The sequence below is a fragment of the Brevibacillus centrosporus genome, assembly GCF_046622605.1.
Classification (GTDB): Bacteria; Bacillota; Bacilli; order Brevibacillales; family Brevibacillaceae; genus Brevibacillus; species Brevibacillus centrosporus.
The window spans coordinates 692,815-716,417 of the sequence record NZ_CP176856.1 but is presented as its reverse complement, the minus strand read 5'-3'; the positions used below and the strand labels follow the sequence as shown (position 1 = coordinate 716,417).

General features: G+C 52.5%; 20 protein-coding genes and 1 pseudogene. 4 read left to right on the top strand and 17 right to left on the bottom strand.

The annotated features are described in order from the left end of the window. Nucleotides 1-101: 101 nt before the first annotated feature. Nucleotides 102-230, top strand: a pseudogene (locus ACLIN2_RS03845) (hypothetical protein); the annotation flags it as partial. On the opposite strand, the gene rlmD reads toward ACLIN2_RS03845, so the two are convergent. Beyond that, entirely contained in the window at nucleotides 214-1,650 is a 1,437-nt protein-coding gene (rlmD, locus tag ACLIN2_RS03840) for a 23S rRNA (uracil(1939)-C(5))-methyltransferase RlmD (RefSeq protein ID WP_411503250.1), read from the bottom strand. The pseudogene ACLIN2_RS03845 and the gene rlmD overlap by 17 nt on opposite strands. 107 nt (nucleotides 1,651-1,757) lie before the next feature. Continuing rightward, nucleotides 1,758-2,648 carry a diacylglycerol kinase gene (locus tag ACLIN2_RS03835; RefSeq protein WP_411503249.1) on the bottom strand — a complete coding sequence of 297 codons (891 nt, stop codon included), beginning with the start codon at nucleotides 2,646-2,648 and terminating at the stop codon, nucleotides 1,758-1,760. Between the two features lie 148 nt (nucleotides 2,649-2,796). Between ACLIN2_RS03835 and ACLIN2_RS03830 the strand changes: the two genes are divergently transcribed. Then, on the top strand, nucleotides 2,797-3,768 hold the full coding sequence (locus ACLIN2_RS03830) for an ROK family glucokinase (protein WP_411503248.1): 972 nt from the start codon (nucleotides 2,797-2,799) through the stop codon (nucleotides 3,766-3,768). Between the two features lie 130 nt (nucleotides 3,769-3,898). Here ACLIN2_RS03830 and ACLIN2_RS03825 read toward each other — a convergent pair whose 3' ends face one another. From ACLIN2_RS03825 to ACLIN2_RS03805, 5 genes are all read right to left on the bottom strand, one after another. Beyond that, a complete protein-coding gene (locus tag ACLIN2_RS03825) occupies nucleotides 3,899-4,807 on the bottom strand; it encodes an EamA family transporter (RefSeq protein WP_411503247.1) in 909 nt (302 codons plus the stop codon). A gap of 49 nt (nucleotides 4,808-4,856) precedes the next feature. After that, entirely contained in the window at nucleotides 4,857-6,038 is a 1,182-nt protein-coding gene (locus ACLIN2_RS03820) for an ABC transporter permease (protein ID WP_411503246.1), read from the bottom strand. Next, the gene (locus tag ACLIN2_RS03815; RefSeq protein WP_310238745.1) at nucleotides 6,038-6,766 is read right to left on the bottom strand and encodes an ABC transporter ATP-binding protein; all 729 of its coding nucleotides are present in this window, start codon (nucleotides 6,764-6,766) and stop codon (nucleotides 6,038-6,040) included. Before ACLIN2_RS03815 ends, ACLIN2_RS03820 begins: the two co-directional genes overlap by 1 nt. A 52-nt stretch (nucleotides 6,767-6,818) precedes the next feature. Continuing rightward, complete coding sequence (locus ACLIN2_RS03810; RefSeq protein ID WP_411503245.1) at nucleotides 6,819-7,283, bottom strand: hypothetical protein; 465 nt, start codon at nucleotides 7,281-7,283, stop codon at nucleotides 6,819-6,821. Nucleotides 7,284-7,352: 69 nt separating this feature from the next. Further along, complete coding sequence (locus ACLIN2_RS03805; RefSeq protein WP_092267355.1) at nucleotides 7,353-7,712, bottom strand: hypothetical protein; 360 nt, start codon at nucleotides 7,710-7,712, stop codon at nucleotides 7,353-7,355. Nucleotides 7,713-7,886: 174 nt separating this feature from the next. On the opposite strand from ACLIN2_RS03805, the gene ACLIN2_RS03800 reads away from it, so the two are divergent. Next, complete coding sequence (locus tag ACLIN2_RS03800) at nucleotides 7,887-9,614, top strand: RNA polymerase sigma factor (protein ID WP_411503244.1); 1,728 nt, start codon at nucleotides 7,887-7,889, stop codon at nucleotides 9,612-9,614. A gap of 187 nt (nucleotides 9,615-9,801) precedes the next feature. Here the strand turns inward: ACLIN2_RS03800 and ACLIN2_RS03795 are convergent, their stop codons facing one another. The 5 genes from ACLIN2_RS03795 to asd form a co-directional block, all read right to left on the bottom strand. After that, nucleotides 9,802-10,338, bottom strand: coding sequence for a YcdB/YcdC domain-containing protein (locus tag ACLIN2_RS03795; RefSeq protein ID WP_411503243.1), 537 nt, complete (start codon nucleotides 10,336-10,338; stop codon nucleotides 9,802-9,804). Between the two features lie 151 nt (nucleotides 10,339-10,489). Beyond that, entirely contained in the window at nucleotides 10,490-11,926 is a 1,437-nt protein-coding gene (gene gatB / locus ACLIN2_RS03790; protein WP_122960177.1) for an Asp-tRNA(Asn)/Glu-tRNA(Gln) amidotransferase subunit GatB, read from the bottom strand. A gap of 4 nt (nucleotides 11,927-11,930) precedes the next feature. Next, nucleotides 11,931-13,403, bottom strand: coding sequence for an Asp-tRNA(Asn)/Glu-tRNA(Gln) amidotransferase subunit GatA (gatA, locus tag ACLIN2_RS03785; protein ID WP_400588528.1), 1,473 nt, complete (start codon nucleotides 13,401-13,403; stop codon nucleotides 11,931-11,933). 31 nt (nucleotides 13,404-13,434) lie between these two features. After that, on the bottom strand, nucleotides 13,435-13,725 hold the full coding sequence (gatC, locus tag ACLIN2_RS03780; RefSeq protein ID WP_092267360.1) for an Asp-tRNA(Asn)/Glu-tRNA(Gln) amidotransferase subunit GatC: 291 nt from the start codon (nucleotides 13,723-13,725) through the stop codon (nucleotides 13,435-13,437). A gap of 525 nt (nucleotides 13,726-14,250) precedes the next feature. Beyond that, on the bottom strand, nucleotides 14,251-15,093 hold the full coding sequence (asd, locus tag ACLIN2_RS03775; RefSeq protein ID WP_092267362.1) for an archaetidylserine decarboxylase: 843 nt from the start codon (nucleotides 15,091-15,093) through the stop codon (nucleotides 14,251-14,253). A gap of 198 nt (nucleotides 15,094-15,291) precedes the next feature. On the opposite strand from asd, the gene ACLIN2_RS03770 reads away from it, so the two are divergent. After that, entirely contained in the window at nucleotides 15,292-16,209 is a 918-nt protein-coding gene (locus tag ACLIN2_RS03770; RefSeq protein ID WP_122960181.1) for a diguanylate cyclase domain-containing protein, read from the top strand. A 15-nt stretch (nucleotides 16,210-16,224) separates the two neighbouring features. Here ACLIN2_RS03770 and ACLIN2_RS03765 read toward each other — a convergent pair whose 3' ends face one another. The 5 genes from ACLIN2_RS03765 to ligA all read right to left on the bottom strand — a co-directional run bounded on the left by ACLIN2_RS03765 (nucleotide 16,225) and on the right by ligA (nucleotide 23,586). Continuing rightward, nucleotides 16,225-17,259, bottom strand: coding sequence for an MraY family glycosyltransferase (locus ACLIN2_RS03765; protein WP_411503242.1), 1,035 nt, complete (start codon nucleotides 17,257-17,259; stop codon nucleotides 16,225-16,227). Nucleotides 17,260-17,326: 67 nt separating this feature from the next. After that, nucleotides 17,327-18,874, bottom strand: coding sequence for an L-glutamate gamma-semialdehyde dehydrogenase (pruA, locus tag ACLIN2_RS03760; RefSeq protein WP_122960182.1), 1,548 nt, complete (start codon nucleotides 18,872-18,874; stop codon nucleotides 17,327-17,329). 573 nt (nucleotides 18,875-19,447) lie between these two features. After that, nucleotides 19,448-20,524: a CamS family sex pheromone protein gene (locus tag ACLIN2_RS03755; RefSeq protein WP_092267365.1), complete on the bottom strand. Its 1,077-nt coding sequence runs from the start codon at nucleotides 20,522-20,524 to the stop codon at nucleotides 19,448-19,450. Nucleotides 20,525-20,630: 106 nt separating this feature from the next. Next, nucleotides 20,631-21,482 (bottom strand): WD40/YVTN/BNR-like repeat-containing protein, encoded by an 852-nt coding sequence (locus ACLIN2_RS03750; RefSeq protein WP_246011125.1) that lies wholly within the window; start codon nucleotides 21,480-21,482, stop codon nucleotides 20,631-20,633. 88 nt (nucleotides 21,483-21,570) lie between these two features. Beyond that, nucleotides 21,571-23,586 (bottom strand): NAD-dependent DNA ligase LigA, encoded by a 2,016-nt coding sequence (ligA, locus tag ACLIN2_RS03745; protein ID WP_411503241.1) that lies wholly within the window; start codon nucleotides 23,584-23,586, stop codon nucleotides 21,571-21,573. Between the last annotated feature and the right edge of the window lie 17 nt (nucleotides 23,587-23,603).

Below are 23,603 nucleotides of genomic sequence, written 5' to 3'. Positions count from 1 at the left end.
ATAAATGAATTGATTCAAAAGAAATACCGAATTGAAGAATCAATTAAGAACAGCAATGGAACATCGGCGTTCACTGAACTAAAAAACATCTCGAAGAATTTACATCCTTCAAGGAGCTATCACCAGAAATCCTTCATCGTCTCATCGACCGAATTGAAATTAAAGCAGATGGGAGTTCGATAATCTTCTATAGATTCTCGAACTCCCATCTGTTTATTCTTTGCTTCTAACTATCAACGCACAGCACTCCACATGCCCCGTATGCGGGAACATATCCACCGGCTGCACTTCCACGACCTCATACATTTCCGCCAGCACCTTCAAATCCCTCGCCAGCGTGGACGGGTTACAGGAAACGTACACGACCTTCTGCGGTTGCATCTCCAAAATGGTCGTGAGCAGCGCCTCGTCGCAGCCTTTTCTAGGCGGGTCGACCACGATGACATCCGGTTTTATCCCTTTCTCTTTCCACGCAGGGATCACGACCTCGGCCGGGCCTGTCTCAAACGTTGCATTCTTGACGCCGTTCAGCTCTGCATTGCGGTTGGCGTCCTCGATCGCTTCCGGCACGATTTCTACGCCGTAGACGTGCTTGGACTTCTGCGCCAGAAACAGCGAAATGGTCCCGATCCCGCAGTACGCATCGATGACCGTCTCGGTACCAGTCGCTCCTACATATTCGAGCGTCTTGTTGTACAAGACCTCGGTTTGCGCCGGGTTCACCTGATAGAACGAGCGCGCCGAGATAGCGAATTTGATAGCGCCGATATAATCGTAGATGACATCGCTGCCCCATAGCGTCACGGTCTTCTTCCCGAAAATGACGTTGGTCTTGTCCGGATTGACGTTTTGCACGATGCTGGCCACGCCGGTCACTTGAGTGCGGATCGCCTCTACCAGCTCTTCCACGCGCGGGATTGTCTCCTCGGTCGTTACGAGCACAACCATGACTTCTCCCGTTTTCACACCAACTTTTACCACGACATGGCGCAGCAATCCGCTGTGACGCACTTCGTCGTAGGGCGAAATGTTCAGCGAGGTGGCGATTTTCTTCACAGCAGCTACGGCTTCGTCATTGGCCTGATGCTGGATCAGGCACTCGTCCATGTCAATGATCGAGTGGGATTTCTCCGCGTAAAAGCCGCCTACGAGCGCGCCGTTTTCCTCGCCGATCGGTACCTGGGCTTTGTTGCGATAGCGCCATGGATCGGTCATGCCGAGTGTCGGGTGAACGGTGATCGCTCCATCTCCCTCTACGGAAAAGCCGCCAATGCGACGTAGATTGTCTTTGACGATCTGCTGCTTGTGACGCAGCTGCTCCTCATAGACGAGATGCTGCAAGGAACAGCCTCCGCAACGGTCGTAGACGGGACAGGGCGGCATCGATCTCGCTGTGCTAGCCTCCATGACACTCGCCAGCTTCGCGAATCCGAAATTTTTCTTCACATGATCGACGCGTGCGCGCACTTTCTCTCCCGCAAGTGCACCGTCTACAAAAAGCGTATATCCTTCAATCCGGCCTACACCGGCTCCTTCGTGATTCAGTCCGGTAATCTCCACTTCCACGGTTTGTCCGACACGCACAGGCACATTCAGCTCTGCTTTTGGTGCCTGCTGCGGTCCGCGCCGCTTCTTTGTCATCTTCGCCACAGTTTCTTTGCTCCTTTATTCGGCACTTGCCTGATTCCCATCGGGACAAACGTCAGGGATGCGTCGATGGCATCCCTGAAGTAGTTGCTATTCATTTTACTATCTTCCTACGGCACGAACAACTCGATATGGCCTGGCAATGCTTCCACCACGCAGGGGAGCTGTCCTCCGAGCTCACCATCCAGGTTGAGCTGCACGGTTTCCGTTCCTGGGGAGGTCGCCTTGATGTAGTCTGCCTGGAAATATAAAATGTTCGGGTCCTTCAAGTGCTCGCCGCGCACAGCCGACGTCGCCAAACGAATAAATTCGGCGATGTTCATCTTTTTCACTACGATGACGTCCAGCTTGCCGTCTGAGAGGTCCGCATCTGGGGCGAGCTTGTCGAAGCCGCCGACAGAATGGCTATTGGCGATGAGGAAAATCATGATCTCTTCGTCCAAAAGCACTTCTTTGCGGCTTTCCAGACGAACGCGGATCGGGTGCAGGGAGGGCAGCTTTTCCAGCCCTTTGACGTAATACGCCAACTGACCGATCATCGTCTTCAGCTTGCTCGGAACCTCGTACGTGAGATTCGTCAGCGAGCCTCCACCTGCGATATTGATAAAATAACGGTTATTGATCCGACCGAGGTCGATTTTCTTCTTCTTGCCTTTGGAGATAATCTCGCAAGCCCGGCTGATCGATTTGGGTATGCCGACAGCGCGGGAGAGGTCGTTGCTCGTACCACACGGAATGATTCCTAAGGACGGACGTGATTTCAGCTCGGCCATCCCGTTTACCACTTCATAGATCGTTCCATCTCCACCTGCAGCGATGATCAGGTCGTATCCCCTGGCAACAGCACGTGCTGCCGCCTCGGTCGCATCCCCTTCACCCTTCGTTGCATGGCAGGATGTCTCGTATCCGGCGGATTCCATATAATCAAGGATATCCGGCAATCTCCGACGCACGATCTCCCGGCCGGAGCTCGGATTGTAGATTAATCTGGCTCGTTTCAAGCAGATCCCTTCTTCCTTCCCTCGCTCACGGATATTATCGTTTCTCTACCCATCATATCCTGTATAGCCATTTTTGGGAATCGCTATGCTGTCTTGGGCGTGATAAGATAGAAAAAGATGGGAATGAAATGGATGGGAGGGGACAGTCGTGCAGCAAATCATCGTAGGTGTAGACGTAGGTGGAACCGCGATTAAAATGGCCTTGATTACCCCGGATGGAGAGCTGGTGGCCAAGACGCAGGAGCCTACTCCCGTCGCACAAGGTGAAGACGGGGTCCTGCAAAAAATCGCAGAGATGGCTGATGCACTTCTCGCGCAGCACGAGTACAGTAAAGCACAGACCCTTGGAATCGGCGTGGGTGTCCCCGGTCCGATCGACGCAAAAAACGGGATCGTCATGCAAGCTGTCAATCTGCATTGGCGAAAGCCTGTCCCCCTCCGTGAGAAACTGAAAGCGCTGACAGGTCTGCCTGTGGCAGTGGAAAATGACGCCAACATGGCTGCTTTGGGCGAGATGTGGCAAGGTGCCGGGCAAGGTGCGGAAGATCTCGTCGCCATTACGCTCGGAACAGGTGTGGGCGGCGGGATCATCGTCCACGGGAGTGTTGTTCACGGCATCAATGGCGTCGGCGGCGAAATTGGGCATATCACCATGACACCAGGCAGCGGCTCGATCTGCAACTGCGGCAAAACCGGCTGTCTGGAGACCTATACCTCTGCTACTGCCATCATCCGCGAAGGCAAGCTGGCTGCCACGAACGGCACGAGTCCCGCACTGGCCGCGGCACTGGCACAGCACGGTGAGCTCAAGGCAAAAGACGTTCTCGATGCTGCCAAAGAGGGCGACACAGCCTCACTTGCCATCGTCGATCAGGCCACCCTCTACCTTGGTCTAGCCCTGTCCCACCTGGCAATCTTGCTGAATCCCGCCAAGATCGTCATCGGCGGCGGTGTGGCGGCAGCTGGGGAGTTTCTCTTTTCGCGAGTCCGTGAGTCTTTCGCCCGCTTCGTCCCCTTCCCGTACGTGGTAGAATCCACGCAGATTGTAGCCGCCACATTGGGCAACGATGCTGGTGTCTATGGTGCCGGCTGGCTCATCCGCTCCCAAATGACCGAATAAACCGCAGCATCTGAAAATATAAAAGACGCTCCTGCGATGAACTGCACCCCATTTGTTAGACACATCTAACATTTAGAGGTGCAGTTCACGTTCGCTTGAGCGTCTTTTTTCTGCCGATGCCTAAGTCTATCTAGGAAACGGCTTCCACTTTTTCTGCTGCTTGTCCCGCCGATTCTTCCTTCCCCGATACGATGAGAACTGCTCCCCCAAGCACGGCCGCGCCTCCCACCAGCTGAAGCCAGGTAAAGGATTCCCCTAACAGCAGGGCCGATGCGACAAAGGTCACGACGGGCTCAAATGTGCTGAGCACCGAGGCTTTGGTTGAGCTGATCAGCTGCAGGGCACGGAAGAATGTGCTGATGGCGACCACGGTAGAAAAGACTACGATACCCGCCAAGGCAAACCACCCCTGCACGTCAAAGGACAGATCGATCCCGCCATCCTTTTGAGCGACCAAAAACGTGGAGAAGCAGGCAAACAGTGTGATGTAAGCAGAGGTCACATACGGAGACAACCCCTTTACCACCCGATTACCGACAATGATGTACACGGAGTAAAAGATCGCCGCGGCCAGCGCGAGGAATACGCCAAGTGGATGAATCTCCCCAAAGGAAAGCCCCAGTACCATCGCCAGCCCCACAAATGATATGGCCATCGCGATGATCGTTTTTTTGCGCAGCTTCTCCTTCTCTACGAAAAAGCTGAGGATCGCCACAAACGCCGGAAACGTATACAACAGCAGGGCTGCCATCGATGTCGGAATATACTGAACCGCAGAGAAAAAGCTGAGCGACTGCATCGTGTACAGAATGCCGCCCAGAAGAAACAGGCTTATCAGTTGTTTTTTATTGACGCGTACGGACTCCTTCTTCCAGAGGATCAGGCCGAAGAAAATCGCTGAGGCAAACAAAAACCGCAAAAACAGCAAGGTCGAGACCGATACGCCTGCCCCGTAGGCAAATACGGCGAAAATCGTCATGACACCGAAGGCTGCTGCTGACACAAATACCAGAAGGACACCCAAATAAAGCGGATTCACTCGCACTCACCAGCTTTCAACATTCATACCAGCAACAGGGCGACTCGTTTTAATTTTTTACGACGGCTCCCTCCCTCCGGAATAATCGAGAGCTCCAGGCAATAATGACAACAACGTACAGCAAAGAAGTGCCAAGTCCAACCAATCCGTGTACCGGATCGACTCTTCCGTAAAAGACTTCCTTGCAGAGAGCGACGCCATTGAAGACGGGCAGCACGTAGTACGAAAAAGGAATATCCACCGGGTTCAGCGGCATCAGCATGTAGGAGGGCACCATCGCTACGAAGATGATTCCGCTCATATACGTCTGCCCTTCCTTAAAAGACTTCGCGATCGTGCTCAGAACCAGCTCCAAACCGGCAAACATCGCGGCAAGCAAAAGAATGGTCAGCACCAAAACCAACAGGGTGGCAGGCGAAAAAAAGCCTAGGGAAAACCCAGCCCCTTCCGTATCCAACGGTCCAAAGCTCAGCACCAGAGACACCGAGACCAAGGAAGCCAGAGCGCTCATCGTACTCATCACCATCACAGCCAGCAGCTTGGCGGTTAAAATATGATTGGCGGCAATCGGGGCCGTCATCAGCGACTCCAGCGTTCCCCGCTCTTTTTCTCCTGCGACCAGATCATTGGCGGCGGCAACTCCCCCAGAGGCCAGAGAAACAACAAGCATCAACGGAATGATACCGGCCAGCATGCCACCGGACAAGCGTTCCTCCGTGGCCACGTTTTGATACGTCGAAGCGATCGGCTCGATGGCCTTTGGAGAAAGCCCCGCATGCTGCAAGCGTTGGGCTACGATCTCCTGACTATACGCTTTCACCGTCTGCTCGATCACATCCCGCGCGTAGACGGATTTTTGATTGGTGGAGTCGTAGGCAACCGTCAGCGCCCCTGTTCTCCCCGCGGCAATCGTCTCGTCAAAGCCGGAAGGGATCGTCACTATAGCCCGCAGCATTCCCGCCTGCAGCGCCTGCTCTGCATTTTCCGGCTCCAGGATCCTTGCACCTGGTATTTTTTCTAGGGCAGCAGTCAGTCCGGATGTTCCATGAATCGCGATCGGTACGTAGGCACGCGCCTCTTTTTCGACATTGCTATAGGACATTCCCAGCAAAAAGAAAACGAACGGAATAATGACCAGAGGCACCAGAAAGGTTCCCAGCAATGTTTTGCGATCACGAAACAGGTCGAGAAACTCCTTTTGAAACACCGTCCAGATGACACGTCTGCCCATCAGTTCTCGCTCCCTTCCACCACGGCCATGAAAATGTCGTCCAGGTCATGAATCCCGTACTGCTCCCGCATGCTCTCCAGTGTGCCTGCAAAGCGCATGCTCCCTTTGTGAATCAAAGCCACTCGTTTGCACAGCTTGTTAATTTCCCCCATGTTGTGGCTCGAAAACAGAATCGTTTTTCCTTCCTCCTGCATACGGGCGACCATTCTGCGAAAAATGTTGGCGGCCGTAACATCGAGTCCCGTGGTCGGCTCATCCAGAAGAACTACATCGGGATCGTGTACGAGGGTACGTGCGATCGCCACCTTCTGCTTCATCCCCCGAGAAAAGGAGCCGACCCGCCTGTCGATGAATTCTTCCATATCCAGCATTCGGCTCAGGCTGTCGATCCTCTCCTGCAGCCTGGCCTGCTCCAGACCGTACAAGCTCCCGAAATACGCGATGTTTTCTCTTGCCGTCAACCGATTGTACAGCCCGACATCTCCCCCAAAGAGGATGCCGATCCTGCGCCGTACCTCGACCGGATCCCGCTGGACAGAGAAGCCGCTGATCTCGATATCTCCTGTAGTAGGCTGCAGAATCGTCGCCATCATGCGCATCGTCGTCGTTTTCCCTGCGCCGTTCTCCCCCAGAAGACCGTATACTTCCCCTGCCTCCACACGAAACGACACATCGCGAACGGCAGTAAAATCGCCAAAGCGTTTGCTGACTTGCTTGACTTCAATCATCCGCACTCCTCCTTCCCGATGCATGCGGAAACAGCCCTTGAAGCATTTCTCTCTAAAACTTTGCTTTCACGTAAAAAGCAGCACGCTTGCCTTTTTCTCCGGTGAAAGTCACCTGAATGGCGCCCGTTTGCCCAATCAGCAGGCGAGGAATAGCGGCAGAGACCACAAACTTGCGCTGCCTGTCGTCTACTCGCGCCTTTTGGACCGTTCCCGGCGGCGAAAAGATCTGATCCCCCTCCAGGTTGTAAAACGTCATCGAGATCTGCCCTGTGCCGCCGTTTGCTTCCCCATCGAAAAGAATAGTAGGAAAGGACGTTGGCCCAGCCGAAACCTTGCTAAGCCGAAACAGCGGGTGGCTTAGCTGAAGCTCTGTTCCTTTTTGCCAGTGCTTGAGATAGACATCGTACTCTTGAGTGGCGAGCTGATGAAAAACCGGGGCGGTAGCTGTTGTTTGGTGTGGGGCAATGAACGGCTCTCCAGTGGCAGCTAGAGAAAGAGACAATAACAGAGAAAGCATGCTGATCAACTCCAATAATTGGATGCCTATAGCATGCCCTACCCCTGCTATGCCGTATGTGAAACTTCTTTACGCAATCGAGTGTACGATAATGCCCGGGTAACGTTCTTTCCATTTCGCGAGCGAGAAATCCTCAAACAGTGCTAGGAAGTCTTCCGTATTGTTGATGTAGTGTCGTTTTTCCGGAAGGTTCGGATATTTATCCGCAAACAAGAGGGCAACCAAATGAGTGACAGGGATCCCCTCTGCCTCTTGATCGTAAATACCGCGTTCAGCCAGGACCTTTACGAAGTAGCGGACATAGGTAACGGTCAATGTCGTTTGCTGTCCGTTTTCCTCCCAGGTGGCTATCGAGCGGTCAAACGTCTCTGCAGGAGAGCCTCCTTTGCTCGGTGGAACGTTTTCGCCCGAAATAGAAATCAGCTTCATATCTGTCCTTCCCCCTCTTCAATCATTCGTGTATGTTCATTATAGGGGAGAGTGGAAAACGTTACAAATAATCCCTTTCGAGAAGGCTAACAAAATTTTTTCTACTCCTTTGTCAGAAATCCCGCATCGCTTAAGTCTATGTATCAAGTCAACAAATTAGCGAGGAGTTTTACGATGGATGCCAAGATCTTGAATCGATATGAAGACCAGGAAGAGGACATGACAGCAGACGACGTTCTGGTGGAACGAGCGAAGGATGGAGACGGGGAGGCGTTTGGAGAGCTGGTCAGACGGCATCGTGCCAAGGTTTATGGATATGCTCGCTCGTATACCCAGGAGCCGTTTCTAGCCGAGGACATCGTGCAGGAAGCGCTGATTCGAGCTTTTTTACACCTGGGGAGCTTGATGGACAGTCGCCGCTTCTTGCCTTGGCTGCATCGGATCGTCCGCAACCAGGCTTACACGCGTCTGCAAAAAGGACCGCAAAAGCGCGAGCAACCGTTCTCTGGCCTTCAAGAGAAGACAGACTGGGAGGACTTGGACAGCATCCTGCACCGTTTGGGACGCAGATGGTCACAGCCCGTTGATCCCGCGACGGATCCTGAGGAAATCATGGTCCGCAGAGAGCTGCTCCAAACGATCACGAGCTTACTCCACTGTCTCAATCCACGGGAGAGGAAAATCGTCGAGTCTCATTTCTTCGATCACCTGTCTCCACTGGAAATCGCCCAACTGTTCCAGATCTCCCAAGCCAACGTGTACCAGGTCCTGTCGCGTTCACGCAAAAAGCTGATTCAGGAAAAAACTCGTGTCGTTGTTGACCAATACGTGCAATCACGAAAGGAAGCGGGAATTATGAAAAAGGTCGTATTGAACACACCAGAAGCATTCTCTCTCCACACTTGGGTTACTTGCGTCATGGCTCTTCGAGGTATGCTCGAAGCAGCGAATCGAAAATTGACTCTTCCGATGGTAATGGGATTGAGCGGCCACGCCTTTCGATTGACTGTAGTGCCTGAGCATGTACACATTGCAGGACCGACCATGTTTGAATTTGGTCCAGTGCTAGCCCGCGGCCTTCGCAACCTCGGATTCACTTCTCGCTCCATCAGCGACTTCAAGCAAGCTGCCGGAATCGAAATAAATGCCAACCTCGTCGAGCCTTCCCTGCTAGGCGCGAATGCACGCGAAAAAAGACAGCTCTCTCAAGTGCTCCCGCAAGCGCTGGAGTTGATTCATCGCTCTGTAGATCGCGGTTACCCTGTATTGGCTTGGGATATGTTCATTCCCGAGTTCGCCCTGATCTACGGGTACGATGACGAGCAGAAGCTGCTTCATGCAGGCGATAACTGCGGCCACCTGGGGACGATTCCATACGATCATTTGGGACGCGGGTTGATCGAAGACTTGTTTGTACTCGCGCTGGATGAGTCGTTGGAAACAGACCAAAGGCAAATGCTGATCGGAGCGCTGCAAATGGCAATTTCGCATGCTCGCGGAGAGGAGCCTGCGTTTGGAGCAACGCATGGACTTGACGCCTACGCTGATTGGCTGAATGCGTTTGAGAAACGAACCATCGAGCCAAACGGAAATGCATACACGCTTGCCATCGCCCATGACGCCCGCCGCAATGCCTCTGACTTTTGGAAGGAGATCGCGGAAACGTGGACTGACACAACCTTTGACGCGATTCGTCCAGTCTGCCTGCAAGCCGCTGATCTGTACGGAGCGATTGCCGACGAATTTGCCCAGCTCTGCCGCCTCTTCCCATTCCCTGCTGGAGGGGAGCCAAATGATCCTCAGCAAAGTGCGCAGGCGATCGCGCTGCTGACAAGTATCGAGGCGAAGGAGCGCCAGGCTTTGATTCTGCTGGAAAATATGCTGCACGCGCTGACTGCGTGATAGCCGAGGAAATGGCTGCCCTGTATGCTGGAATTCCAGCGGCAGGACAGCGCCCTCTTGCCTCTTCCTCTGAAAGCTGCGGAACTGGATCGGGCAGCGTGCCATCAAACCAGTTGCGTTTGTCATGCACTATCTCCCCTTGCAAATCGACGGTCACCTGCAAATCATTTTCCAGGAAAGGAACCGACTATTCCTCACGAGTAAAGAAAAAGGAATAGGCTCCCGCCTGTGGTGGATACGGATTCATTTCCTCATACAGATTTTGCCCCTTCGTATGCAGCAGCTCCATTGGCGCAACAGCTGTCAAAAACTGCTGTGCCGCTTGCAGCGCTTCCTGCCGGGAGATCAGCTTGGCGTCTGCAGCCATTTGCTTATCACTTTTCAGCTGCGAATAATTGAGCAGCTTGCCTGTGACAGCATCCACTGTGATCCATTTGTGCTCGGTCTCTTCTTCCCCCTTGCTCCAATCGGCAGTCCATGCCAAACGGCCACTCTCAAAGGACAGCTGATGATCCGGAAACAAATCCGCCAGCTCGTATCCCTCCAGATCGATTGGCAATGGCTTCGCGAATGCAACGGCTTGTGCTTTCGTGAGCTTTACTGCCTGTTCGGAGGCTGCAAGCACAACATTTCCCCTGGACCCGTCCATAGCAGGAGTAAGCGCATAAAAACACCCAAGTACCCCCGTCAGTATGGCCGCCTCCCTCAGCTTTGCAAATCTCATAGTCCCCCTCATTTTCCTATCATTTCCTTATTTTCACATTACTTATTCTGCTCGAGAAAACGGGGATCGTCATCTTTGGGTCGTGCATGAGCAAAAAAAAGCGCCCTCCCATTGAATCAGGAGAACGCTTTGGCAGTTGTCGGTCCAATCCTTACATTTCTTTCAATACTTCTGCAATCAGCTTGTTCACCATCGGCGGGTTCGCTTTGCCTTTGGTTTGCTTCATGACTTGACCAACGAAGAAAGCGGCTGCTTTTTCGTTACCGGACTTGTAGTCAGCAACAGCCTGCGGGTTGGAGTTGATCGCATCGACGACGATTTGACGCAGCGCGCCCTCGTCGCTGATTTGCACCAGGCCTTTTTCCTCTACGATCTTCTTCGGCTCTTTGCCTGTCTCGACCATTTCCTTGAAGACCGTTTTCGCGATCTTGGAGGAAATCGTGCCGTCTGCGATCAGCTTGATCATCTCACCCAGTCCTTGCGGCGTCATTTTCACGTCGGCAAAGACCAGATTGTTGGCGTTCAAGTGAGCCAGGAGATCCACCATCAGCCAGTTCGCTACTGCTTTTGGCTCCGCCCCTGTCTTGACTGTTTCGTCGAAGAAATCAGCCGTTTCCTTGGACATCGTGAGGACACCAGCATCGTCCTTGGACAGTCCAAAGTCGTTGACGTAGCGCGCTTGGCGAGCATCCGGGAGCTCAGGAATCGTCGCGCGTACCGCTTCGATCCACTCTTCGGAAATTTGCATGCGCACGAGGTCAGGATCTGGAAAGTAGCGATAGTCATGCGCTTCTTCTTTGGAACGCATAGTCAATGTCTTCTTGTTTGCCTCATCCCAACGACGTGTTTCCTGTACGACTTTTCCACCGGAGGAAACCACTTCGGTCTGACGCATCACTTCATATTCCAAGCCCATTTGCACATTGCGGAAGGAGTTCATGTTTTTCAGCTCGGCCTTGGTCCCGAATTCCTCTTGACCATACGGACGGATCGACACGTTGGCATCGCAGCGCAGGGAGCCTTGCTCCATACGTACGTCAGAAACCTCGGTGTACTGAATGATCGCTTTGAGCTTTTCCAAATACGCACGCGCTTCTTCCGGTGTGCGGATATCTGGCTCGGATACGATCTCCACCAGCGGAACACCGACACGGTTGAAGTCTACCAAAGACTCTCCGCCGAAGTCACTGTGCGTCAGCTTCCCTGCATCCTCTTCCAGATGCAGACGAGTGATTCCGATGCGTTTAGTCTCGCCGTTTACTTCGATATCGATCCAGCCGTTGTAGCCGATCGGCTGGTCGAACTGGGAGATTTGGTACGCTTTTGGAGAATCCGGGTAAAAGTAGTTTTTGCGGTCAAACTTCGTCTCACGGGAGATTTCGCAGTTGAGCGCCAGCGCGGCTTTCATCGCGAATTCCACTGCCTGCTTGTTGGTCACTGGCAGTACGCCTGGATGCCCCAAGCAAATCGGGCATGTATGGGTATTCGGCTCCGCACCGAATTCGGTTTTGCAGCCGCAGAAAATTTTACTGTTGGTGGACAGCTCGGCATGGACCTCCAAGCCGATGACGGTTTCGTACTTGCTCATGCTCTTACCCCCTCACCCATTCCGGCTTGCGCGTATGGAAGCCTACAGATTGTTCATAGGCATGTGCCACGCGCAGCACGGTGGATTCGTCAAACGCTTTCCCGATGATCTGCAAGCCGATCGGCAGACCTTTCCCGGAGAATCCGCATGGTACGCTGATCGCTGGCAAGCCCGCCAGGTTTACAGGCACGGTGCAGATGTCTTCCAGGTACATTTTGACCGGATCGTCCACGTTTTCCCCGATTTTGAACGCCGTAGATGGCGTAGTCGGATGCAAAATCACGTCAAAATCAGCAAAGATGCTGTTGTAGTCCTGGATGATCAGGGTGCGCACTTGCTGTGCTTTTTTGTAGTACGCATCGTAGTAGCCGGACGACAGGGCATACGTCCCGAGCATGATGCGCCGTTTTACCTCTGGACCGAAGCCTTGGCTGCGGGACTCTTTGTACAGCTCGATCAGGTTGGACGCATTGTCGGCACGCACACCGTAGCGTACGCCGTCAAAACGAGCCAGGTTGGACGATGCCTCTGAGGAAGACAGCAGGTAGTAAGCAGGCACCGCGTACTCGGTATGCGGCATGGATACCTCGCTCCAGGTCGCACCCATGCTCTCCAGCTGCTTCAGCGCTGCCAGTACGGCGTCGCGTACCTCTGGATCAATACCTTCCCCGATCAGCTCTTTTGGCACACCAATGCGCAGCCCTTTTACATCTCCCGTCAAAGCAGACAGGAAATCAGGAACTTCTACATTGGCGGAAGTGGAATCGTACGGATCATGGCCTGCGATCGCTTGCAGGACATAAGCGGAGTCTTCTACGTTTTTCGTTACAGGTCCGATCTGGTCGAGAGAAGAAGCAAACGCCACGAGACCAAAACGGGATACACGGCCATAGGTCGGCTTCAGACCAACCACGCCGCAAAATGCTGCTGGCTGACGGATGGAGCCGCCTGTGTCCGAACCGAGCGTAAAGTAAAAATGACGTGCAGCCATTGCTGCCGCCGAGCCACCGCTGGAGCCGCCTGGAACGTACTCGGTGTTCCACGGGTTTTTGGTTGGGTAGAAGCCGGAGTTTTCGTTGGAGCCGCCCATGGCAAACTCGTCCATGTTCAGCTTCGCCACGATGACAGCATCGGCATCCTTCACTTTTTTGGAAACAGTCCCGTCATGGACAGGATCAAAGTTGGCCAAAAATTTGCTGGCGCAGGTGGTGCGTACGTCTTTGGTGATGAGGTTGTCCTTCAAGCCTGCAGGCAGACCATACAGCATGCCCAGCTCCTCGCCACCTTTCGCGAGACGCTCGTCCAGCTGACGGGCATGAGCAAGAGCCCCTTCTTCATCAACATGCAGAACGGATTTGATTTCGTCGTCGTGCTCCTTGATGCTGGCGATGGATGCCTGCACCAGATCCGTCACGGACAACTCCTTTGCGCGCAGGGCGCTATGTATTTCAGACAATCGCTTGTCGAACAGCGACACAGTAGGTTCCTCCCTTCACTTCTCCAGAAATTTACTCGAATACAGCCGGTACTTTGAACTGTCCTTCTTCGTGGTCCGGTGCGTTTTTCAGCACTTCCTCACGCGGCAGGGACGGACGATTGACGTCTTCACGCATCACGTTTTTCACATCTGTCGCATGACTGGTAGGCGCTACATTGGACGTATCCAGTTCATTTAACTTCGCTGCGAATTCCAAAATCGCGTTGAGATCCTTTGTGTATCGTTCTGCTTCATCTTCTGTCAGTTGCAAGCGAGCCAGGTTGGCTACGTGCTCCACTTCTTTGCGAGTAATGGCACTCATGTTTCCACCTCCGAATCGTATCCATAACTTTGATCTTACTTGAAAACAGCGGGTTCAGTCAATTTTCGACGGGTTTCTTCTATGGTAAAAAAAGATTTACTAGCTTTAACTTAACTCAGGCTGTTGTGGAGGGGCGGAAAAAGCAGAAAACGCTACAGGCTAGTAGGGCCACTTGCTCTGGGGTCATTCCTGCACGGCTCCATTTCAAAAGCGGAACCGCGTCCAGAAGTGGCGTTTTCAGGGATGCCTCCCAGAGTTGGACGCTAAATGCGTGTTCCGCTTTTTCCACTCCGCCTCGGCTGTGTCCCTAATGCCTTTCGCTTTTTTTCTGCTTTTTCCAGGTCAGCTCATCCTGTCGTTCACACCTTCAAAGATTTTTAAAGCAAAGCTTGTTAGCATTGCTCTGGAGCTCTTATCAGCGTTCGTTAATCAGAAAAGCACTCCTATCCAATGAAAAAAGCCCAAGGGCTGAAATCATCAGCAGCCTTGGAGCTCTGTTGGCACGCAATCCTTGACGTGAATCCTTTATTCAGCCTTCTCTGCCAGCAGCTGGCCCATGAGCAGGCTTTTGCCGATCTCGATTCCTTTTGCCCACTCCAGCTGGTTGGATTCGAGCAGCAGGATGACCGTAGAGCCAAACTCGAACCAGCCGAGCTCTTCCCCTTTTTGGTAATGCGGGGTGTCCATGATGGGCTCATTGGTTTGGCGGCCATGCTTGATATTGGTAGTCGCGGTATTGTAGGAGACCTTCACACTTCCGACGAAGAGGGCACCTACTTTGACCAGTGCCAAATCGCCCATGTCTTTTGTTTGAATGTACGTGACGAGCCGTTCATTACGTGCAAAAAGGCGATCCACATTTTCAATCCCCAGCTTGTTCACTGGATAGAGACGTCCCGGCAAATAGCTGTACCGGATCAAGTCTCCCTCGACTGGCATATGAATGCGATGGTAATCTCTCGGGCTTAAATAAATGGTGATGAACTTTCCTCCGTAGTAGCGCTTGGCCTCTTCTACGGAACCACCGAGCAGCTCGACGACATCGAACTGTTTTCCTTTCGCTTGAATCAATGTACCTTCGCAAATATCTCCCATTTGAGAAACGGTACCATCCACTGGGCTGACGATGACGTGTTCGCCCGGTGCTATTGGCCTTGCTTCCGGTTTCAGTCGGCGGCAGAAAAATTCCTTCAAGGTACGATATTGACTTACCGGCTTTTCGATCACGGTAGAATCGATGTGATAATGGCGGATATAGCGTTGAATCGCCAATCGGCTAAATCTTGATGCAGTTATTTTCCCCATCGTCCGAGACATCGCGTTTTGTGGCAACCGATGAATCAAGACAGGAAGCAGCTTTTTACGCATAGGACAACTCCTTGTTTTTCCGATAAAGATACTTCGATCGAATTCCCAACCAAGAAGCTGAAAAAAGGATATCCTTACTTTACCACCTCAGCCAATACTCAGTAAACCCCGCACTCCTACCATCGCCTCATCATTTTCTTTCGCAATCTTGCTATACTATAAGATGGTGGACAAGCCTACTTTCAGGAGAAAACAGACATGTCAAAGCTCGACATTGAAACATTAATCAGTCAATACGGGGATATCCTGACCAGCTTTTTTCATCATATGTCAGACATGTTCTTTCTTATGTCTGTAGAGGAGTCTGAAAGTGAGGGACTCCAGTTTCGCTATGTCTTGATGAACCCTGCTGCGATGCAAGTAGCCAAGCTGACCGAAGAGGCTTACGGGAAGCGAATAGAGGACGTCTATCCCGAGGGGAAGGCATCCATTTTGAACCGTATGTACAAAAAAGCCGTTCTGAGTGGAGCACCGATCCATTATACCAGCGAAGGGGAAGTGATCGGCGAGTCGATCCTTTCCCCTATCTATAATAAAGACGGCGTATGCACCCATGTGTTCTCCGTTACTCGTGACATTACGGAACGCAAACAGCTGGAATCCAAGCTGGAGCATATGGCGTACCACGATGTGCTGACCGGCTTGCCAAACCGTCGTCTGCTCTACATCCATCTGCACAATGCACTGGCTGCGGCAAAAACCAATAAGGATATGGTCGCCGTCCTCTTTCTGGACTGTGACCATTTCAAGCAAATCAACGACACTTGGGGCCACAATACAGGCGATCAGTTCCTGCAGCTGCTCGGGGCCAGACTGAGCTCCTGTGTACGGGAGGGAGACACGGTTGCCCGTCTGGGAGGCGATGAATTCGTCATCATCCTCACTTCCATCCAGAACCAGCAGCAGGTCGAAAAGGTTTCGAACCGGATCATCCGCGCACTTCAAGAGCCGTGGATACTGGAAGGACATACGTTTCGCAGCACGACCAGCATCGGGATCGCCCTCTATCCGACGACTTCCAGCGATGCCGATCAGCTCTTGACCCACGCCGATAAGGCCCTCTACTTGGCAAAGGCCTCCGGACGAAACCAGTTTCGTTTTTATCAAGCGGAGTAATCGAGTGACCGGCCCTCAGATCTTCTGAAAATAAAACAGAAACAGCGACAACGCCGAGAACAAAAAGCTGACCACATACAGGACCACAACGGTCTGTTTAGCAGTCAGACCATGAGACATCAGCCGATGATGGACGTGACGACGGTCTGCCTGATACATAGGCGACCCTGCAAGCAATCGGCTGATCATGACCTGCAAAGTATCGATGACTGGCAATCCCAAAGCGAGGACTGTCACCACAAGCGAGATGAGCGTAGCCCCTTTCATCGTTCCCTCGAGAGAAATGATTGCCAGTGCAAATCCCAGGAACATCGACCCCGCGTCTCCCATGAAGATTTTGGCCGGATAGAAATTAAAGCGTAAGAAAGCCAATGCCGCCCCCGCCAGTGCCACTGCCAGCAGCGCCGTCAAATCCTGCCCCTTTACCATCGAGAGAAAGAACAACGTCACCGCTGAAAAAATAGTCGCTCCTGCCGCCAATCCGTCTACTCCATCCAAAAAGTTCACCATGTTGACCAATCCAACGATCCAAATCACCGTAGCAAGAAACGAGATCCACAACGGAAAGGTAACAAAAGCACCGTCGTCTCCCCCTAACCAGGTGAGACTGACGCCTCGAAAACGGATGTCGAAGAAAAATACCATCATTCCTACCGAAAGCTGTATCAATAATTTGGGTAACGCAGGAAAATCTTTTTGCTTGGCTTTATACGCATCATCGACCCATCCGATCGCCATTAATATGGCTCCGCCTACTGCCAAAACCGCAACCGTTTTTTGCACCCCTGCAAAAAAAGCTGACACGATGAGCATACCGACAAACATCGCGATTCCGCCCGATAACGGCATCGGTTGGCTATGACCTTTTCTTCCCCGAGGGATATCCAGCAGCTGCGTTTTCCACGCCAGCCAATGAGCGACCGGCATCAACAGATAGACGAGAAAAAAGGCGGATAATCCTGAAACTACATACGTAAACAGTGCTCTCACCTGCCCGCACGTCATTTTGTTAGTAGTGTGGACAAAAGGAGCGCAAAGAAAACTTCCCATTGCACAAGCCTGCTGGCGCAAAGAAAAAAGCCGCCCCGGATTCGAGGCGACTTTTGGAAAGCAAGTTTTACAGTTTTTCGGAAACCAGTTTTGCTTGAGTGAACAGTAAGAGGTAGTCTGGGCCGCCTGCTTTGGAGTCTGTACCGGACATGTTGAAGCCGCCGAAAGGATGTACGCCTACCAAAGCGCCTGTGCACTTGCGGTTGAAGTACAGGTTACCTACGTGGAACTCTTCACGCGCGCGCTCCAGGTTTGCACGGTTGCGGCTGATGACAGAACCAGTCAAGCCGTACTCGGTGTTGTTCGCGATTTCCATCGCATGGTCAAAGTCGCTCGCTTTGCAGAATGCCACTACAGGTCCAAAGATTTCTTCCTGCATGATGCGTGCATCTGGAGCTACGTCTGCAAATACAGTTGGCATAATGAAGTAGCCGGAGTCTGGACCCTTTTCGCCACCTGCAACCAGTTTGCCTTCTGTTTTACCGATCTCGATGTATTCCAAAATTTTGTTGTACGCTTTATCATCAACGACTGGACCTGTGTAGAAATCGTTGCTGCGGATATCGCCTACAGTCAGGTTGTTCGTCAGTTCGACTACGCGGTTCAGCACTTGATCGTATACGTCTTGGTGTACGATCGCACGGGAGCACGCCGAGCATTTTTGACCGGAGAAGCCAAATGCAGATGCCACGATGGATTGAGCAGCCAGCTCGATATCGCAATCGCTGTCTACCACGATGGAGTCTTTACCACCCATTTCAGCAACCAGACGCTTCATCCATTTTTGTCCTGGACGATGTTTAGCAGCCAGCTCGTTGATACGCAGACCTACATCGCGGGAACCAGTAAAGCTGATGAAACGAGTTTGGATATGCTCAACGAGGTAGTCACCGATTTCGCTGCCGGAGCCCGGTACGAAGTTTACTACACCTGCAGGTACGCCAGCATCTTCGAGTACTTCCATGAATTTGGCTGCAATTACAGGCGTTGTGGAAGCAGGCTTCAGCACTACTGTGTTACCTGCAACCAGAGCTGCTGTCGTCATACCAACCATGATGGCGAGAGGGAAGTTCCATGGTGGGATTACGATCCCTACACCAAGTGGAACGTAGTACAGCTCGTTATCTTCATCCGGGATGCGAGGAAGATCATGGCGCTGGGACAGCTTATCCATTTGGCGAGCATAGTACTCCATGAAGTCGATTGCTTCTGCAGTATCCGCATCCGCCTCTGGCCAGCTTTTTCCTGCTTCTTTTACGAGCCAAGCAGAGAACTCATGCTTACGACGGCGCAGGATTGCTGCTGCTTTAGTCAGGTAGCGGGAACGGGAAGTGCCAGGAACCTTTTTCCAGGTTTCGAATGTGCTTGCTGCTACTTGGATCGCTTTTTCAGCCAGTGCTTGGTCAGCCTGGGAAACAACACCCACTACTTGCTCTTTATTGGAAGGGTTGATGGAACGGGATTTCTTCTCGGTTTTGATACGCTCTCCGCCGATGATCAGATCATATTCACGGCCCAGCTCGCTTTCAACTTTTGCGAGCGCTTCTTCAAACGCCTTTTTATTTTCTGGTAAGCTAAAATTGGTAAACGCCTCGTTTTTGAATTCTACTTGCATTGTGACGCCTCCTTATCGAATTCTTCCATGTTTGGTTTCATTCTCTATACATATGCAAGGATCGTACCAACAAAACCGACTTCGCACACACTCGGATAGTGTTTGCATTTTTCTCGAAAAACAACAAGCGATGTCCACGAACAGACATAGACACTTTTGTATATCTCTGTACACTTTTGCACACATGTGTTAGAAAGGACGACAACCTCTTACACTACTGGTTCATGCGAGAAAAACGCGGGAAGTAAAAAAGGTGCCTAGAAACCACAAAGGCTCGCTGGAGAAGCAGGTTTCCAGGCGGAGCGACTCCGGAACCCTACTTAGCTCCACAACGAATTCACGGGTTCCAGAAGCGGTACCCCTGCGTTCCCTGCGTAGCGGCTACTACTTTACCGCTTCCCCGTGAATCGTTGTGGAGCGGACAGTCTCATCTTCTACGTAGGGTGTAGGCCGGAGCGAAGAAACGGAAACCTGCTTCTCCTCACCCCAGCTATGTTGATAAGCTCCTCTTTTTTCATCGTTATAAGTAAAAAAGACTCCTTCCCCATTTCGGTGAAAGAGTCCTTTGCTTTTTTACTGTCGGTATATGTGCATGTACGGCTCACCAGTGGCTGGTCGAATGTAGATCGCAAGCGGCTTGTTCATCGACTGGACATATAGATTGATATGCACGCTCTTGTCGAACAGCTGGTTGATGCTGCCTGCCGCAAATTGCGTAAACTGCAAGACCTCTGTGCGAGAGTCGTACTCCGCCGTAGCGGTGATCGTCAGCTCTGTCATTTTACCGCCCATGAATCTTCCGACACCCGTCATCCCCACATACTCGCCGAAATACGATTGCACCTGACGCATCAGCTTGTCGTACTGCAAAGACTGCTGGGCGTACTTGCTCTCTACGTCCGAGCTTGGGAATAAATAGAACTCCTCATCAATCGGCTGCCATTTGGAGACCGATGCTTCATTGGCATTGACTGTCCCCGACATAATAAAATGCCCTGGCACCAGCGATGAGTTGGCTTCCGGTACTTGATACAGCAAGACCAGCATCGGCACCGTCGGGGTATTGACCCGGATCGACTGGACGATACGGGCAGCCAGCTGCTGACCCTTCGCCTGCAGCTCCTGCGTCGTGTACATTTTATCCTGTCCGGTCGCATCCTGATACTCAGGAGACAGGGACAGACCCAGGACCATTCCTTCCAATTGCCCCAAGTGATCCTTTTCCTTGCTGAGGTAATCATGCTCGAGTACGTGTACCAAGATCCCTTTTTTCTTTTGTCCGTTTGCCGCGCCTGCCTTCTCCTGCGCGATCCATTCCGTCACCTGCTCCTGTTTGATCTGCTGCCCTTCCTGGAACAGATATTCGGAGGTCGGGAACGTTTCACGGGCAAACTCCATCAGTCCCAGCTCAAGGTGGCTGAAATCGATCCGGTATTTGGTATCACTCAGCATACCGCGAGTCTGGTTTGGTTTATACGGCGGAATACTGCCGTAATAATCTTCGGAAACTTCTACCACCGGCGACAAGGATGGAGTTGCAGGCTCTGGTCCTGTTTCCTGGCCACGCGGCAGCAGCGAGCAACCCGTTGTGGCAATCACGAGAAGTAAAGCTGTCATCAGCTTGCATCCTGTCAAAAACTTCGCATTCATACGTTACTCCTTTTACTCCTAGAAAACTTGGCTAAGGTCTCGCCATAGGTGCAACTTGTACTGGATAGGACTTATCGTTCCTATCTGTGCTGTAAAGCAGGGCACCCTAGTTCCATTTGACCCATCGGTTATCGGAAAGCTTGTAAATCAGTGCAGATTCCCCTACTCCGACCCACTTTGTCTCTCCTTCTCCCGACGAGATCATGATCAGCTTCTCCGGTGAGCGTGCATCCAGAAGACGCCACTCGCCTTTTATTTTTTCAAAAATGCCCTGCTCGGTTGCCACAGCCAAAATGCCCGTGCGCTTGTCGACAGATAGAGAGTAGATCTGCTGCGCTTGCGGAAGCACCTCTGTCTTCCATTCCCCGTCCTCATTATAGAGCAAGCTGAATTGCGCCGCTACATAGAGACGATTTTCCTCAGGGTTGAAATCCATAGCAAAAACTTCCTGGTCCATCGGCTGCCAGATGCTCCAGTTGTCTCCGCCGTCCGATGATTGGTAGATGCCCTCTCCGGAAACGAAAGCAAACAAGCGAATCTGGTCTCCCTCACGAATCCCTGCAAAGCTGCGGATATCGGCGGGAGAAGGCAAGCCAGACCCGATGGAGGTCCATTCCTTGCCACCGTCGCTCGAATGCATCACACCCTGATTTCCTGCTGCGTAGATCTGATGTGGGTCTTTGGGATCGACAAACCAGCCGACAATGTCTTGATACTCGAGCTCAGTAGATAAAAGACTCCACAGCCCGCCAGGTGTCGAGCTGTACAGTCCTGAGTGAGTGCCTACCCAGATTCTTTCTGCGTCTGTCGTCATAGCCAGGTTATGTACCGTTTCCCCTTTTTCCAGCACATCCTGGTAGGTCAGGTCACCCTTTAGAGCCGCTGCCGTTACCGTGGGTGGTGGAGCTGGTTTGTTCTGCTCGCTGTCGTTGCAGCCAGACAAAAGTACCAAAACCATTGCTCCATATCCCCATCGTAGGAAGCCCTTCATGCTCTTCACGTCCCTTTCCTTGCTCTTCCGTCTGCCGTCGCCAAGGAATGATTGGCTAGCCGTTGCTTTCTAGGACCTGCAGGAAGCCTGCCTCGTCCATCACAGCCACACCCAGCTTCTCGGCTTTCTCCAGCTTGGAGCCAGCCTTATCACCTGCAATGACCAGATCGGTTTTTTTACTTACGCTGCCCGTTACTTTCCCGCCGAGGCGGGCAATTGCTTCTTCTGCTTCTTGACGCGACATTTGCGTCAGCGTACCGGTAAGTACAATCGTTTTTCCTGCAAATGGCAGATCAGCCCCGCTCTCAACACGCAAGCCTTTGTACTCCATATTGACTCCAGCCGCTTTCAATCGCTCGATGACGGCTTTGGCCTGTGGCTGCTCAAAGTAGTTGACCAGGCTAGCTGCCATCTTCGGACCGATTTCATCGATCTGGGTCAGATCCTCTTCACTAGCTTGCAAAATCGCATCCATGGTTCCAAAATGCTCCGCGATGACTTTTGCCGCTTTGGCACCCACCAGTCGAATCCCCAAACCGAACAGGACTCGCTCCAGTGAGTTTTCCTTGCTCGCCTCGATCGCTGCGAGCAGATTGTCCACGGACTTCTCCCCCATGCGCTCCATGCCTAGCAATACATCGCGCTGCTGGTGCAGGTAATAGAGATCCGCCACACTGTGAATGATGCCGTCGTTGAAGAGCTGAGCTACTACTTTCTCGCCCAAGCCATCAATATTCATCGCGGTGCGGGAGACGAAGTGAATCATGCCCTCCCGAATCAGCGCCGGACACATCGGGTTGATGCAGCGCAGCGCTACCTCTTCCTCCAAACGGACCAGATCACTGCCGCATTCCGGGCAATGGGTCGGCATGCTAAACGGCTGCTCTGCCCCTGTACGGCGCTCTGGGAGAACTGCAATGATTTCCGGAATGATGTCTCCCGCTTTTTTCACGACGACGTGGTCGCCAATCATCAAGCCTTTTTCCCGAATGATGTCTTCGTTGTGCAGCGAAGCGCGTTTGACTGTCGTTCCCGCCAAGCTTACCGGCTTGAGCAGTGCAGTCGGCGTCACAGCACCGGTGCGCCCTACAGACACCTCAATGCCCTCAAGCAGGGTGACTGCTTCTTCCGCAGGGAATTTGTAAGCGATGGCCCAACGCGGGCTTTTTGCTGTAAATCCAAGCTCCTGCTGCTGAGCGTAGCTGTCCACCTTGATGACCATGCCATCGATTTCGTATGGCAGACTCGGCCGTTTTTCCGTCCAGCTCGCGATAAACGCGATCAAGTCATCGATGTTGTCGAACACTCGACGCTCCGGGTTGACTGCGAAGCCCAATGTCTCCAGCAAATCCAGTCCTTCGCTGTGGGATTCGACGGATTCTCCCTGCAATTCACCGATGCCGTAGATAAAAGTATCCAGCTGACGGGAAGCGGCAATCTTGGGATCGAGCTGGCGCAGGGAGCCTGCTGCCGAGTTGCGCGGATTGGCGAAAAGCGCTTCGCCTTTTTCTTCGCGCTCCTTGTTCAGCCGCTCAAAAGCGCCCTTGGACATGTACGCTTCCCCACGCACCTCCAGCGTCAATGGCCGGGTCAGACGCAGCGGAATGGAGCGAATCGTCCTGAGGTTTTGCGTAATGTCTTCACCCGTGGTGCCGTCCCCACGCGTCGCTCCCCGAACGAACTTCCCGTCTTCGTAGCGAAGCGAGACTGCAAGTCCGTCGATTTTGAGCTCACCTACATAGCGTACGGCCTGATTCCCGACTGCTTGGCGGACACGGCGGTCAAAATCCCGCAGGTCCTCTTCGTTAAAGGCGTTGCCGAGGCTTAGCATCGGTGTTCTATGTACCACTTTTTCAAAGAAAGGAAGAGGTTCTCCCCCTACTCGCTGGGTCGGAGAGTCCTCGGATGCCAGATCTGGAAAGCTGCTCTCCAGCTCTCGCAAGTCCCGCACCAATTGATCGTATTCCTGGTCGGAAATCTCAGGCTGATCTAGTTCATGGTAAAGACGGTTGTGCCGCTCAATTCGTTTCGTTAATTCCGCAATTTTTGTTTCCGCCGTCAGTCGATCCATCTACTCCACCCTTTACT